This window comes from Ciceribacter sichuanensis (genome assembly GCF_024055605.1).
Classification (GTDB): domain Bacteria; phylum Pseudomonadota; class Alphaproteobacteria; order Rhizobiales; family Rhizobiaceae; genus Allorhizobium; species Allorhizobium sichuanense.
The window spans coordinates 429,211-443,909 of the sequence record NZ_JAMXLX010000001.1 but is presented as its reverse complement, the minus strand read 5'-3'; the positions used below and the strand labels follow the sequence as shown (position 1 = coordinate 443,909).

Sequence of the window (14,699 nt, the reverse complement as noted above, 5' to 3'; positions counted from 1 at the left end):
GCCGATGCTCCCCCAAGGTCGTCATCCCGGCCCTGAGCCGGGATCCAGCGCGATCAAGTCCTTGATCGCATGAGACTCTTTCACGCGATAGACATCGCGCTGCGGGATGCCGGAACAGGTCCGGCATGACGGAGACGGGAGCCTCGACGATCAATACGAGACTTTGTCAGTAAGCTGAGGGAGGCCTTTGGACCTCCCTCGCCTTTTATCCGGCCAAGGCCTCGCCTCGCCTGCCACAGGCGAAAGAAACTGCTCAGGCGCAGCCCGGTACGTCCTCCAGCCGGTGCCAGACCGGAATGCCGCGCTCGTTGGCGATCCGCACGTCGTTGTCCGCCCCCTTGGAAGCGCCCGGCAGGCGCAGCACACCCTCGCAAAGTTGAAGAAGACGGCCCGCGACGGGATGGAATATCTCCTCGTAGAGATCGTCGCCAACGCTCTTGCCGCCCGCCGCATGCCAGACCGGCAGCGCCACCCACTCTCCGATCATCGGCACGTGACCGGCCCTGAACAGGGCATGGGACGGCGCTTCCAGGCACTTCAGGTTTTCGGCCATCTTCGCGGGATCATCCCCCGTTCCCGACCGGTAGGGACCTGCAATCAAGATCAGCATTTCGTGCTCCTTTCATGTCGCATTGCTGAAACATGCGCGAATCTGCACGAATTTTCTGGAATGTCGAATCATTTCGCGTATTATCACGCATATTCACAGACAAAAACGCAGGAAGCCGCATGCTTACCGATCAGCGCCGCGCCCATATTCTCGAAACCTTGCGACTGACAGGCCGCGCACTGGCCAGCGAATTGGCCAAGGAGCTTTCGGTTTCCGAGGACACGATCCGGCGGGACATGCGCGACATGGCGACGGCGGGATTGCTGAGGCGGGTGCATGGCGGGGCGCTGCCTGTTACGCCCGAGCTGCCGGATTTTTCAGCCCGGCAAAGCGTTTCCACGACGGAAAAGGCAGCGCTCGGCGCACGCGCGGCAGCCATGGTGAAACCGGGACAGATGATCTTCCTCGATGGAGGCACGACGACGGCTGAGATCGCCCGGCGGCTGCCGAAGGAGATGCCGCTCACCGTCGCCACCCATTCGCCGACGATTGCCGCCGAATTCGAACATCACCGGCAGATCGAGGTGATCCTGATCGGCGGGCGGCTCTACAAGCATTCCATGGTGGCGGTCGGCGCCGCGGCGATGACCGCCATCGACGCGATCCGCCCCGACATCTTCTTCCTTGGGGTCACCGCCGTGCATCCCTCACACGGTCTCTCGACCGGCGATTTCGAGGAAGCAGCAATCAAGCGGCATATCCTGATGGCAAGCGCCGAAACCTACGTGCCGGTGACCGAAGACAAGATCGGCGCGCTTTCGCCCTGCCTGATCGCCCCTCTCCCGAAAATCGCCGGCCTGATCGTGCCGTCAGGCATGGACGCTGAACGGCTTGCGCCCTACCGCGAGGCAGGGACCGAGGTGATCGAGGGGTGAGGTCTCGGCAGGTCCATGGCCTGCGCCGTCTCTCTGATGTCAGCCGGCATAGGCGAAATAGACCTTTCCGCGGACGGGATCGACAATGGTCAGGCTTCCGCCGCCACCATAGCAATAAAGCGAACCGGGATTCTGGATGGCGCTGTCGACCTCAATCATCCGCTCTTTCTCGACAGGGATCGTGAAGCCATAGCGATCGAGATAGTCGTCGATATTCGGCTTGCGCGCCGCCCGCTCCTCGCTCTCCTCCTGAATCGGCCCTATCCAGCGATCAAAGTCGTCAGACTTTCCAGCATCCTTCTCGACGGGCGTAGGCTTCCAGCACTTTGCGCCTTCGGAAAGCTGCGTTGCCAGTGCGGAGCCTTGTGCCCGCGCCCAACCGGCGCTCTCCTCCGTCAACTGATAGACAACAAAACCGGTTTCGTTATCGCCCGGCCCGCCGATACCCCAGGATTCCTCAAGCTGATATTCGATCTTCCCCATCTCCAGCGGATCGGGAACACGCGCCTCGTGGAACTGGTTCCGATAGCCTTGAAGGAGCACAAGAGGCAAAGCGACAAGAACGGAAAACGCAGCCGCAACTACCGCTGCCCGCGCGACGGGACGGTCGGAAGGAATCCATTTCCACAACATCCAGAAGGGACGTAGCGCTGCCATGCAGATCAGGACAAGCAAGGTCAGACCGAACAAAAGTGCCAAACCAAACAGAATGATGAAAATGGACATTTCGCTCCAGTAACAGTTCAACCGGGATCGCGATGAAACTGCTTTTGCATTCAGAATATTTCGTGGCGGACGTCGCTGCCCTTCCCACGCAATCACTGCCCGCTATCTCACTCACCAGCAAGAGTTGAAACGTATCTTGATGGCGGAAGTCCGACGAAGCGGGTGAAGGCGGTGCTGAAGGCGCTGGCGGAGCGGTAGCCGACCCGTTCGGCGATCTCCTGAATGCCGATATTGCCCTTCATGAGAAGGTTTCTCGCCAGTGTCATCCGCCAGGAAATCAGGTATTCCATGGGTGCCAAGCCCATGGCGCGGCGGAAGCGCTTGAAGAATGCGGATCGGGAGAGCGCGGCTTCGCCCGCCATTTGCTCCATCGTCCATTCCCGGGTCGGATGTACGTGAAGCAAGCGGATGACGGGCGCGAGGCGTTCGTCGCCGAGACCGCGCAGAATGCCGTGGGGGGCGGCCTCGCCCGAGGTCGAGCGCAGGGTCTCCAGGAGCAGAACTTCCAGCAGCCGGGCGAGGATCATTTCGCGCGCCGGCCTTTCGTTTCGGGCTTCGTCGGTCACCAGCCTTACGAGGGCTGACAGCCTTTCGTCTCCGCGGATATGAAAGAACCTCGGCAGCAGGGACAGGAGCAGTTCCGCATCCGGCGATCCGAAGGAAAAATGCCCGACCAGCAGCCGTGCATTGGCGGGCGCATGGGGATCGCCGTGCCTGATCTCGCCCGGAAGCCGGGTGATCGTGCGCGGATCGACCGTCTCATCCAGCGTCTCCCCGCTGCATGACATGGTGAAGTTGCACATGCCGGGAACCAGCACGAAATCACCCGCGCGCAGCTCGACCGGGGCCTCGCCTTCCACCGCAAGAAGGGACGCGCCCTCGATCACCACGCAATAGAACGGGTTTCCCGGCCCATCGCGGGTGACACTCCAGACGCCGCCCCCGCTGACCGCTTTGGACAAGCCCGCGCTCGGCTGCAGCAATGTAACCATTTCGGCGAGAGGATCGCTCAAACGACACTCCTGATAATGTTTACAGGACAATGCATTATGTATCGCATCATCAGAACGATCTACCCTTCTTTCATCCGATATTGAAAAGGAAAAGAAGCATGAAGACCGTTCTCATTACCGGAGCATCCTCCGGGTTCGGACTGGAAACCGCAAAGTTGTTTCTCGAAAAGGGCTGGAGGGTCGTGGCGACCATGCGCACCCCGCGCGCGGAAATCCTGCCCCCTTCGGAAAACCTCGATATCCTCGCTCTCGACGTTACGAATGCCGACAGCATCCGCAAGGCGGTCGAGGCGGCCGGCCCGATCGACGTTCTGGTAAACAATGCCGGCATAGGCTGGCTGAATGCTGTCGAGGGAACGCCGATGGACGTCGTGCGTGATCTCTTCGAGACGAACACCTTCGGCACCATCGCGATGACGCAGGCGGTCCTGCCGCAATTCAGGGAGCGCAGGCAAGGGGTCGTCATCAACGTGACGTCGAGCGTAACGCTGATGCCGCTGCCGCTGCTTTCGGTCTATACCGCCAGCAAGGCCGCCGTGAATGCCTTCACCGAGGTTGCCGCACTGGAACTCGAGCCCTTCAACGTGGACATGAAGATCGTCCTGCCCGGTCGCGCGCCGGCGACCAGCTTCGGCGACACGGCGAGATCCAGAATTCAGGCGGAAGGCGGCTTCCCGGAAGCCTATGCGTCCGTGGTCAAGTCCGTATTTGCCAAGTGGGAAGAACAGGGAGACACGGAGATCACCCACGCCGATGACGTGGCGCAGGCAATCTGGCGGGCCGCAACCGATCCGTCATCTCCCATGAGCATCCCGGCGGGTGCGGATGCCGTTGCGCTGGCAGGATAGGCGCGAGCGGCGGCGCCGGGACGAAAATAGGTGGATCTGTCGCTGGCCTTGCCCCTCACCCTAACCCTCTCCCCGCAGGCGGGGAGAGGAAATAGAGCCGTCGCGGCATATCCCTTCTCCCCGTTCACGGGGAGAAGGTGGCGGCAGCCGGATGAGGGGCTGGCCAGCCAAGAGCCGAGAGCCCAAACTCAATCAAATAGTACGCTGGTGACGCGCACGTCGCCGACGTGCAGGCCGATCCAGTTGTGCATGGAGTGGTTGGCCATGCCCAACAGGGCCGCCTGCTCGGCGCTTTCCTTTTCGAAATAGCGAGCGAGAAGGGCGGCGATCATGCTTTCGGCGGCGCGGCTTGCGCCGTCCTCGCACTTGACGGCAAGGGAGAGGCCCTTTTCCGGCAGGATGGCGCAGAACACACCTTCCGCACCGGTCTTGGCGAAGATCCTGCCGGGCGCGACCTGCATCAGCCGGGTGCAGAAACGGCCGGTGCCAGCGACGTAGAAGGGTTCGGCCATGCAAGCCTCGATCAGGCGTTTCGAGGCTGCCGCGCGTTGCGGCCCGATGCCCTTGCCGGTCGCCATCTTGGCGAAGCCACGGGCGAGATCAACGAGCGGAACGGCATAGGTCGGGATCGAGCAGCCATCGGTGCCGCAATTGTCGCGCGACAGCGGTGTGCCGGTCAGGTCGGCCATCACGGCGCGGATTTCCACCTGCAGCGGATGCTCATAACCGGCATAGCCGCGCGGATCGTCGCCGGCATGGCAGCAGGCGCAGATGAAGCCGGAATGTTTGCCGGAGCAGTTGTTGTGAAGCGCGCTCGGCTTGTCGAGCGTGCGGGCCTGATGGATCAGCGTCTTCTGTTCGAACGACCAGTGGGCACCGCATTCCAGCACGCTTTCGTCCTGCCCTGCACGCTTCAGCATGGAGGCGGCCAGCGCCACATGCTCGTCCTCGCCGGAATGGGAGGAGCAGGCCAGCGCCAGTTCCTTATTGCCGAAGCCATAGGCATCGGCGGCACCGGTTTCGATCAGCGGCAGCGCCTGCATGGCCTTGCAGGACGAACGGGGGAAGGTCGGCGTTTCGATCGCACCGGCGGAATAGACGACATTGCCATCTCCATCCACCACCACGGCGAGACCGCGATGGCGGCTCTCAACCAGTTTGCCTCGGGTAACTTCGACAGTGACGGGGTTGTGCATGGCGTGGCTCCCTGATTTGCGCTTTGGCTGCTTCTTACAGCATGTCGCGCAAAAGTGCGCAGCGATTTTGACGAGAGACCGCGAGGGCGGAAGGAGGCTGTTCTGCCGATCTCCCCCCTTGAGGGGGAGATGGCCGGCAGGCCAGAGGGGGGTGGCCAGAGGGGGTGGCCAGGAGCATTGTTGCATCCGGTGTCATGCGATGCCGGAGCTTGCACAGGAAGCGGGACAGATGCGCGACGGCAAGAACACAGGGAGGGGCAAAAAATGAAAGAGCCGCACGAGGCGGCTCTCCATGAGGTTTAGTCCGTTTGCGGACCCGGATCAGAATACGCGATCCGGAGGAAGGCTGGTCAGGTCGAGGGCTGCCCCGTCAAGACCGACACCTTTCCGATGCCTGCAACAAAGACCGAAATCTCACTAGACATTGGACCACCTTCCTTTCTCTACGTTGACGATAACCCAAAGGTAGGGGCGTAGAGCGCCTTCTGCAAGGCACGTTGTGTAACGGGCGGCAGGCATAAGTGAGTTGCAATCGGCCGGGGAAACCTTACCATTCGCATGCTTCTCGAACCTGCGTCGCAGGCTCTCCCGGCCATCCCCGCCGCTTTCCCCTGCCTTTTACGCCAGTTTCAGCATGATCTTGCCGATGTGCTTCGAGCTTTCCATCAGGTGATGGGCCTCGGCCACCTGCTCGAAGGGCAGTACCGAATGGATTACCGGCGTTACCTTGCCGGCCTCGATCAGCGGCCAGACATCGCTTACGAGCTCATCGCGAATGCCGCGCTTTTCCTCGGCAGTGCGGGGGCGCATGGTGGAGCCGGTCACGGTGAGCCGCTTGATCATGATCGGGGTGAGGTCAACCCTTTCCACCAGTGAGCCGCCGAGGAAGGCGATGATCGAAAGGCAGCCGTCCTTGGCAAGGCTGGACAGGTTCTTCTGGAAATAGGCAGCGCCGATCATGTCGAGGATGGCATCGACCCCGCGCCGGCCGGTCTCGGCCTTGATGACCTCGACGAAATCTTCCTCGCGGTAGTTGATGGCGCGCTTTGCCCCGAGGTCGAGACAGGCCTGACACTTTTCCGCCGAGCCGGCGGTCGCGAAGACTTCGGCACCGAATGCCTTTGCGAGCTGGATTGCGGTCGTGCCGATACCGGAGGTGCCGCCATGGATAAGGACCGTCTCACCCTCGGTCAGCCCCGCCATCTGGAAGAGGTTCGCCCAGACGGTGAAGAAGGTTTCGGGAAGGGCCGCAGCCTTCACCGCATCAAAGCCCTTGGGGAAAGGCAGCGCCTGCCCGGCGGGAACCGCACAATATTCGGCATAGCCGCCGCCATTCGCCAGCGCGCAAACCCTGTCTCCGACGGAGAATTCATCGACGCCCTCGCCGAGCGCCACGACCTCGCCGGCGACCTCCAGCCCGAGAATAGGGCTTGCATCCTTCGGCGGCGGATAGGTGCCCTGTCGCTGCGCAACATCCGGACGGTTGACGCCCGACGCTTCAACCCGAACGAGGATCTCGCCGGCGCGGAGCGTCGGCAAAGGACCGGTTGCGATGACCATCTCCTCGGGTGCACCGAAAGAGGGAAGATCGACGTAACGCATGCTGGCGGGAAGCGACATCACCGGGTCTCCTAGGTTCTCGCGCGATGACACGACATAGGGCACCCCGGGCCGTCTGAAAAGGAGGCTCATTGCCGCGCGCGACAAATCGCATCGGGGTTGCCTGCGGCAAATCGCATTGACGGGGAAGAAGGCCGGTCGCCACCAACAAGCATGACCGGGCCGCGAATGCGACCCGGCCAACGGACGACCCGCCCGTCTCCATCTCCCTGTTTCCCCGCAATTCCGGACGCAAAACCGGTTCCCACTTTTGCTGGAATTGCTCTATGCCGCCGATGGTTCAGTCCTGAGAATTGTAGGCGTAGAGCTCAGGGAACGGATAGTAGCGAAGCCGCTTGTCGCGGCAGCGGAAGTCGGTCTTGCTTGCGCCGAGGATGCGGCCGTCCCTGAAGGAGACACCGAGGATTTTGGGGATTTCTACCCCTCGCTGGGAACTGCCGCGAAGGCAGAAGGCGTAGGTCTTCGTCTTTGGATCGAGAAGCACCACACTCGAGATCTTCGGATCAAAGATGTTACGGGCACTGAAAGCCCCGGCTTCGAATGCCTTGACAACGGCCTTGCGCACGGCGGGAGACGGAGGAACCTGGGAATCTGCAACGGACTGCGGGGCACTGCTCTGGCAACCGGCAAGCAAAACCAGACCAAGAACCGAAAGAATACGTTTCAACATCAATATATCCATTCAATTGTACATGAATACAGAGTTACGCATTCCCGGAAGGCGCATCAAGCGGAAATACAATCAACAATATACATTAGACATCGATCACAAGCTAAACTTCTCCCTTGTCCGGGAGAGCCCTATTCCCCCACCGTGCCGAAAGCCCTGACCGCAAGGCCCGCATCGCTTTCCTTGGCCAGTTTCTTGAGTTCGGCGATCTCCGCACCCACCCGGTTCATGTCGTCGATCACGAATCCCTTCGGCAGTTCCAGCACGCCGATCGAGCAGCGCATCAGCGGGAAATCCCGCTCGCGGCCGTGGCGGTCGCAGCCGCGGATGCGCCCCGCGCCGCGGTCGTCTTCGGAATAGAGTTCGACCACATCGTCGTGGAAATCGGAGAGCAGCCGGTCGAGGATCTCGGACAGTTCCTCGCGGCTCCAGTCACGCACACCGATGAAGAAATCGTCGCCGCCGACATGGCCGAGGAAATCTCCCTCGGAGAAGAAATAGCGGCGCAGGAGCGCCGAGAACAGGCTGATGGCGTGGTCGCCCATCTGGAAGCCGTAGTGATCGTTGAACGGCTTGAAATTGTCGAAGTCGCAATAGCAGAAATGACGGTCCTCATCGCCGTCGCGGCCGCTGTCCTGCATGAAATCGCGGATGGCGCGATTGCCTGGCAGACCGGTCAGCGGGTTCTGGTCCTGCGCCGTCTTCAACTGCTTTTCGTTGATGATGCGGATCAGCGAGGCGGCTGAGACGACGCCGGCATAACGCATGTTCTCGGTGAGGATCACGCAGTCGCTGCCGTCCATGTTGGCGAAGATCGTCATCAGGCGCTCGGCATCGGCATCGAGACCGACGATCGGGGCGCGGTCGACGAAATGGGAGATGGAGCGCTCATAGACCTTGTTCTTCAGGAGGTCGCGGCCGAAGGGCTGGTAGATGTATTCCTTGAGATGGAACTCGTTGATGATGCCGCGCGGCTCGCCGTTGGCGTTCAGCACCGGAAAGAAAGACTGGCGCGGATTGCGGCGGAAAAGATCGAAGACGCTGTCGATGCTCTCGTGTTCGAACACCGTCGGCAAACGCTCGATCTGCTTGCGGATCAGCACCTCGTCAAGCGACTGGGTGGAGCGGCGAACCTTGCCGATGTCCTGCAGATGGGGAAAGGCGGGCTTCAGCTCGTTGAGCAGCGTGGTGGGCCGGGCGATGAACCAGCCCTGCACCAGATCGACGCCGAATTCCCGGCAGGCGATGAATTCCGCTTCCGTCTCGATGCCTTCAGCGATCACCCGGACGCCGAGGACATGGCAGAAGTTGACGATGTTCTTCACCAGATGCCGCTTGCGCGGATTGCTGTCCATGCTGGCGACGAAGTGCCGGTCTATCTTCACGTAGTCGACCGGGAAATCGCAAAGCAGCTTCATCTCGCCATGGCCGACCCCGAAATCGTCGATCGCCAGCTTGAAGCCGGACTTCCTGAGCCGCGCCACCAGACCGGAGAATTCCGGCACGGAAGTGTTGTCGAAACGCTCGGACAACTCGAAGCAGACGGAGGACGGCGGAATATTCGCCTTCCTCAGATGTTCCAGAATGCTGTCGACCAGCCTGTCACCATCGGGAATCAGGCGAACGTCGAGATTGAGAAAAAGCGTGGTGGTGGAAAAATCGGGAAGCGTGGCGAACTTCGCCAGCGCCCGGCTGGCGACCATTTGCTCAAGCGCGAGAAGCTGGTGGCTTTCCGCCGCCTGGTCGAGAATATCGAGCGGGCTCTCGAAGCCGATCCGCTCGTGACCGCGCATCAGGGATTCGTATCCGAAAACTGCGCCGGTACCGACTTCGACAATGGGTTGAAAGGCATTCTCGATGACCAGTTTGGCAAGCGCCAGCAACTGGTCATTGGCGAAGCGGCGCAAAACGCCGGCCTCCACCACTGCGCCCGGAACCATTTCTCTTTCTCCAAAACTGTTAATTTTTATGGCGTCAATGTGGCCTGCACTTCGTCAAGAAAACCTTTCCCGTACGTGAATGCTTCATGAAACTTTCATGACAATGTTCAAGCCGCCGGAGGCATCGGGAGCACCGGCGGCGGAGGGTTTCAGCGTTTCAGCGCAAGACCGAGCGCAACCAGCGACCAGCCTTGCATGATGAGGTCGATCGCAAGGAAAAGGCCGAGTATCCACAAGCTGTTGACCGGCCAGCCGATGGCGATGATGATGCCGGCCAGCATGGTGACCACGCCGCTCAGCACGATCCAGCCCCAGCCTTCCGCGCCCTTGAGCTTGAAGCCGACCCAGAGGCGAACGAGGCCGGCAAACAGCAGCGCAGCACCGATGAGCAGGGTCAGGATGGCCGAGGCCAGCAACGGGTTGGCGAAGGTCAGGAGGCCTGCCATCAGATACAGAAGCCCGCTCAAGGCCCAGAACAGCACGCTTTCCCAGCCGCGCACCTGGAAGGCGTGAGCCACATGCAGCACTCCCGCGACAAGCATCAGCGCGCCGACATAATAGACCGAGACAACGGTGGCGAGAAAAAGGTTGGCAAGCGCGATGCCGCCAAAGATCAGCATGATGACGCCCAGCGCCACCAGCCAGCCCCACTTGGCACGCAATTCGGAAAAACGGACAGGCCTTGTTTCGTCAAGCATCACGGCATCTCCTTTAATCAATTGATCTAATTGCCTACCATCGCGCTTTCAAACTCTCGTGACAATAGGAGATAAAAGATAGCGCCCGAAAGCGACGGTGACAGGCCGGATCGTGGCGCATTTTTTATTGATTGATGAGTCAATCAAAAATAAACTGACAGCATTACGACGGGTATTCCGGAAGGATCTTGCATGCCGAAAATCGGAATGGAGCCGGTGCGCCGCAAGGCGCTGGTCGATGCAGCGCTGCGCGCCATCGGTCATCATGGCTCGCTTTCCGTCACCATGTCGGAGATCGCCCGGCAGGCGGGCGTTTCGCCGGCGCTGGCGCATCATTATTTCGGCTCCAAGGAACAGTTGCTGATCGAGACCGTGCGGGCGTTGCTGCGCCAGTTGCGGACGGATGCCGTCACCGCACTGCGGCAGGCGCGGACGCCGCGCGAGCGGCTTTCGTCCGTCATCCGGGTGAGCTTCCACGCCGACCAGTTCGCCGACGAAACGGTCGCGGCATGGCTTGCCTTCTACGTCGAGGCACAGCGCTCGGAAGAGGTCCGCCGGCTCCTGGAGGTCTATGCCCGACGCCTCAACTCCAATCTCGTTTCGGCGCTGAGGCCGCTTGCTTCAGCCCGTGACGCAAGCCGCATCGCAGAGGGCGCAGCCGCGATGATCGACGGGCTCTATATCCGGCAAAGTCTGAGGTCGGCACCTGTCAGCATCGAAGCGTCGGTGGCGCTCGTCGAAGACTATATCGAGGGGCAGCTGGCGGTATCGCGAGGCGGCATTTCATGACGACACCTCATCGGACCGACGCGGAGGGCGGTGCCGCCACACAGCACCAGACAAGAAATACCGGGGAACGAAGCCAGTGACGCAAAAGCCGAACATTCTGATCATTATGGTCGACCAGCTCAACGGGAAGTTCTTTCCCGATGGGCCGGCGGACTTCCTGCATGCGCCGCATCTCAAGGCATTGGCCGCCCGTTCCGCGCGGTTCCGCAACAACTATACATCGTCGCCGCTCTGCGCCCCTGCCCGCGCCTCCTTCATGGCGGGACAGCTGCCGTCGCGCACGCGCGTCTACGACAACGCCGCCGAGTATGTCTCCTCCATCCCGACCTTTGCCCATCATCTGCGCCGCGCCGGCTATTACACCGCGCTATCCGGCAAGATGCATTTCGTCGGGCCGGACCAGCTGCACGGCTTCGAGGACCGGCTGACGACCGACATCTATCCGGCCGATTTCGGCTGGACCCCGGATTACCGCAAGCCCGGCGAGCGCATCGACTGGTGGTATCACAACATGGGATCGGTGACGGGCGCCGGTGTGGCCGAGATCACCAACCAGATGGAATATGACGATGAGGTCGCCTTCCTCGCGAACCAGAAGATCTACCAGCTTTCCCGCGAAAACGACGACAGCGACCGCCGCCCCTGGTGTCTCACCGTTTCCTTCACCCATCCGCACGACCCCTATGTCGCCCGCCGCAAATACTGGGACCTCTATGAGGACTGCGAATATCTGATGCCGGAAATCGGCATGCTGGCAAAACAGGACCCGCATTCCGAGCGCATCCTGAAATCCTGCGACTATGCGAGCTTCGACATCACCGACGAGAACGTTAGCCGCTCGCGGCGGGCCTATTTCGCCAATATCAGCTATCTCGACGACAAGGTGGGCGAGCTGATCGACACTATGGCCCGCACGCGCCAGCTCGACGACACGCTGATCTTTTTCTGCTCCGACCATGGCGACATGCTGGGCGAGCGGGGGCTGTGGTTCAAGATGAACTTCTTCGAGGGGTCCGCCCGCGTGCCGCTGATGATCGCCGGCCCCGGCGTGACGCCCGGCCTGCATGTCGCACCGACCTCGAACCTCGACGTGACGCCGACGCTGTGCGATCTCGCCGGCATTTCCATCGATGCGATCATGCCGTGGACCGATGGCATCAGCCTCAAGGGCATGATCGACGGTATTGAGCGCACCGCCCCCGTGCTGATGGAATATGCGGCGGAGGCCTCCTACGCGCCGCTCGTCGGCATTCGCGAGGGCAAATGGAAATACGTCCATTGCGAACTCGATCCGGAACAGCTCTTCGATCTGGAGGCCGATCCGCTGGAGCTTACGAACCTCGCCGCCGATCCGGCCTATGCCGAAGTTCTCGCCAGCTTCCGGGCCAGGCGCGAGGCCCGCTGGAACATGGCCGAATTCGACGCCGCCGTGCGCGAGAGCCAGGCGCGGCGCTGGGTGGTCTACGAAGCGCTCAGAAACGGTGCCTACTTCCCCTGGGATTACCAGCCTTTGCAGAAGGCGTCCGAGCGCTACATGCGCAACCACATGAACCTCGACAATCTCGAGGAATCCAAACGCTATCCGCGCGGAGAGTGACCATGCTGACGGTCTGGGGCCGGAGAACATCGATAAATCTGCAGGCGGTGATGTGGACGATCGCAGAACTCGGCCTCGAGTGTCGGCGGATCGACGCTGGTTTCACCTATGGCGTAAACGACACGCCCGAATTTCTGGCCATGAACCCCAATGGTCTTGTGCCCGTGCTCAAGGACGGCGATGACGAGCCGCTTTTCGAAAGCGCCGCCATCGTTCGTTATCTGGCCAGCAGATACGGCACCGGCCCGTTCTGGCCCGAAGACCTATCGGCGCGCGCACAGGTCGACAAATGGGCGGAATGGTCGAAGGTGACCGTCGGGGCGCTGTTTCTCGATCGCATCTTCGTGCCGCTCATCCGCACGCCCTCCGCGAAGCGCAACCCGCAGTCGATTGCCGAGGCGGTCGCGCTGCTCATGAAACGGCTCGCCATCGCCGAGGCACAGTTCGGCAAGCACGACTTCCTTGCAGGCAACGACCTGACCGTTGCCGACATCATGTTCGGCCAGTTGCTCTATCGCTACTATGATCTCGACATCGAGCGCGCCGACCTGCCCAAGCTGAAAGCCTATTACGCCCGGCTTTGCGAGCGCCACGCCTATCGAGAGCACGTGATGGTCAATTTTGACGAAGTGAGAGTTAAAGAATGAAAGCCCAGCCCCCCGCCTCCCATTTCATCGACGGCGAATATGTCGAGGATACCGACGGCGCCGTCATCGAGAGCATCTATCCGGCGACCGGCGAAGTGATCGCCAAGCTGCATGCGGCAACGCCCGCCATCGTCGAGAAGGCGATCGCGTCCGCCAAGCGCGCGCAGAAGGAATGGGCGGCAATGAGCCCGATGGCGCGCGGCCGCATCCTCAAGCGCGCCGCCGAGATCATCCGTGAACGCAACCGCGAGCTTTCCGAGCTTGAAACGCTCGACACCGGCAAGCCGATCCAGGAAACCATCGTGGCCGACCCGACCTCGGGCGCGGACGCCTTCGAATTCTTCGGCGGTGTCGCACCCGCCGCGATGAACGGTTCGCACATTCCGCTCGGCGGCGACTGGGCCTATACCAAGCGCGTGCCGCTCGGGGTCTGCGTCGGCATCGGCGCATGGAACTATCCGCAGCAGATTGCCTGCTGGAAGGGCGCGCCCGCCCTCGTCGCCGGCAACGCCATGGTCTTCAAGCCTTCGGAAACGACGCCGCTCGGCGCGCTGAAGATCGCCGAAATCCTGATCGAGGCCGGCCTGCCGAAGGGCGTCTACAACGTCATCCAGGGCGACCGGGAGACCGGCCCGCTGCTCGTCAACCATCCCGATGTCGCCAAGGTTTCGCTGACCGGTTCGGTTCCGACCGGCCGCAAGGTGGCGGCGGCGGCCGCCGGCGGGCTGAAGCATGTGACGATGGAACTCGGCGGCAAGTCGCCGCTGATCGTGTTTGACGACGCCGATGTTGAAAGCGCGATTTCCGGCGCCATGCTCGGCAACTTCTATTCGACCGGACAGGTCTGCTCGAACGGCACCCGCGTCTTCGTGCAGAAGGCTATCAAGGAAAAGTTCCTCGCCCGCCTGAAGGAACGCACCGAGGCGATCCTGATCGGCGATCCGCAGAAGGAAGACACCCAGATGGGGCCGATGGTTTCCTGGGCGCAGCGCGAGAAGGTTCTCGGCTATATCGAGAAGGGCAAGGCCGAGGGCGCGACGCTCATCACCGGCGGTGGCATTCCGAACAACGTCTCCGGCGAGGGCTATTTCGTCCAGCCGACCGTATTCGCCGACGTGACCGACGACATGACCATCGCACGCGAGGAAATCTTCGGGCCGGTGATGTGCGTGCTCGATTTCACCGATGAAGCGGAAGTGCTGGAACGCGCCAATTCCAGCGAATTCGGCCTCGCCGGCGGCGTGTTCACCGCCGATCTTTCCCGCGCCCACCGGGTGGTCGACGAACTCGAGGCCGGGACGCTGTGGATCAACACCTACAATCTCTGCCCGGTCGAAATCCCGTTCGGCGGCTCCAAGCAGTCCGGCTTCGGCCGCGAGAACTCGCTGGCAGCAATCGAGCACTATTCCGAACTGAAGACCGTCTATGTCGGCATGGGCAAGTGCGAAGCGCCGTATTGAGAGCGCCTCG

At 61.5% G+C, this 14,699-nt stretch carries 14 protein-coding genes; 6 read left to right on the top strand and 8 right to left on the bottom strand.

The features are described 5' to 3' along the window. Window positions 1-253: 253 nt before the first annotated feature. Entirely contained in the window at window positions 254-610 is a 357-nt protein-coding gene (locus NBH21_RS02090) for a DUF4406 domain-containing protein (protein WP_250912299.1), read from the bottom strand. A gap of 119 nt (window positions 611-729) precedes the next feature. Between NBH21_RS02090 and NBH21_RS02085 the strand changes: the two genes are divergently transcribed. Beyond that, complete coding sequence (locus tag NBH21_RS02085) at window positions 730-1,485, top strand: DeoR/GlpR family DNA-binding transcription regulator (RefSeq protein ID WP_250912298.1); 756 nt, start codon at window positions 730-732, stop codon at window positions 1,483-1,485. 39 nt (window positions 1,486-1,524) lie between these two features. Here the strand turns inward: NBH21_RS02085 and NBH21_RS02080 are convergent, their stop codons facing one another. Together NBH21_RS02080 and NBH21_RS02075 are read right to left on the bottom strand one after the other, a co-directional pair. Beyond that, entirely contained in the window at window positions 1,525-2,307 is a 783-nt protein-coding gene (locus tag NBH21_RS02080) for a hypothetical protein (RefSeq protein WP_250912297.1), read from the bottom strand. 11 nt (window positions 2,308-2,318) lie between these two features. Further along, window positions 2,319-3,224, bottom strand: a complete 906-nt coding sequence (locus tag NBH21_RS02075) for an AraC family transcriptional regulator (RefSeq protein WP_250912296.1) — start codon at window positions 3,222-3,224, stop codon at window positions 2,319-2,321. Window positions 3,225-3,322: 98 nt separating this feature from the next. Between NBH21_RS02075 and NBH21_RS02070 the strand changes: the two genes are divergently transcribed. Beyond that, window positions 3,323-4,072: an SDR family oxidoreductase gene (locus NBH21_RS02070; RefSeq protein WP_250912295.1), complete on the top strand. Its 750-nt coding sequence runs from the start codon at window positions 3,323-3,325 to the stop codon at window positions 4,070-4,072. 188 nt (window positions 4,073-4,260) lie between these two features. Here NBH21_RS02070 and NBH21_RS02065 read toward each other — a convergent pair whose 3' ends face one another. The 5 genes from NBH21_RS02065 to NBH21_RS02045 form a co-directional block, all read right to left on the bottom strand. Continuing rightward, the gene (locus NBH21_RS02065; RefSeq protein WP_250912294.1) at window positions 4,261-5,268 is read right to left on the bottom strand and encodes an asparaginase; all 1,008 of its coding nucleotides are present in this window, start codon (window positions 5,266-5,268) and stop codon (window positions 4,261-4,263) included. A 618-nt stretch (window positions 5,269-5,886) separates the two neighbouring features. Next, a complete protein-coding gene (locus tag NBH21_RS02060) occupies window positions 5,887-6,888 on the bottom strand; it encodes an NAD(P)H-quinone oxidoreductase (RefSeq protein ID WP_250912293.1) in 1,002 nt (333 codons plus the stop codon). A gap of 280 nt (window positions 6,889-7,168) precedes the next feature. Further along, window positions 7,169-7,558: a hypothetical protein gene (locus NBH21_RS02055; protein ID WP_250912292.1), complete on the bottom strand. Its 390-nt coding sequence runs from the start codon at window positions 7,556-7,558 to the stop codon at window positions 7,169-7,171. 131 nt (window positions 7,559-7,689) lie between these two features. After that, complete coding sequence (locus NBH21_RS02050; RefSeq protein WP_250912291.1) at window positions 7,690-9,498, bottom strand: bifunctional diguanylate cyclase/phosphodiesterase; 1,809 nt, start codon at window positions 9,496-9,498, stop codon at window positions 7,690-7,692. A gap of 149 nt (window positions 9,499-9,647) precedes the next feature. Next, window positions 9,648-10,196, bottom strand: a complete 549-nt coding sequence (locus NBH21_RS02045; RefSeq protein WP_250912290.1) for an HdeD family acid-resistance protein — start codon at window positions 10,194-10,196, stop codon at window positions 9,648-9,650. Window positions 10,197-10,388: 192 nt separating this feature from the next. Between NBH21_RS02045 and betI the strand changes: the two genes are divergently transcribed. The 4 genes from betI to betB all read left to right on the top strand — a co-directional run bounded on the left by betI (window position 10,389) and on the right by betB (window position 14,689). Beyond that, a complete protein-coding gene (betI, locus tag NBH21_RS02040) occupies window positions 10,389-10,985 on the top strand; it encodes a transcriptional regulator BetI (protein WP_250912289.1) in 597 nt (198 codons plus the stop codon). A gap of 76 nt (window positions 10,986-11,061) precedes the next feature. Further along, window positions 11,062-12,582 carry a choline-sulfatase gene (betC, locus tag NBH21_RS02035; RefSeq protein WP_342451978.1) on the top strand — a complete coding sequence of 507 codons (1,521 nt, stop codon included), beginning with the start codon at window positions 11,062-11,064 and terminating at the stop codon, window positions 12,580-12,582. 2 nt (window positions 12,583-12,584) lie between these two features. Next, window positions 12,585-13,229 carry a glutathione S-transferase family protein gene (locus NBH21_RS02030; RefSeq protein WP_250912288.1) on the top strand — a complete coding sequence of 215 codons (645 nt, stop codon included), beginning with the start codon at window positions 12,585-12,587 and terminating at the stop codon, window positions 13,227-13,229. Further along, the gene (betB, locus tag NBH21_RS02025) at window positions 13,226-14,689 is read left to right on the top strand and encodes a betaine-aldehyde dehydrogenase (RefSeq protein ID WP_250912287.1); all 1,464 of its coding nucleotides are present in this window, start codon (window positions 13,226-13,228) and stop codon (window positions 14,687-14,689) included. Before NBH21_RS02030 ends, betB begins: the two co-directional genes overlap by 4 nt. Window positions 14,690-14,699: the final 10 nt, after the last annotated feature.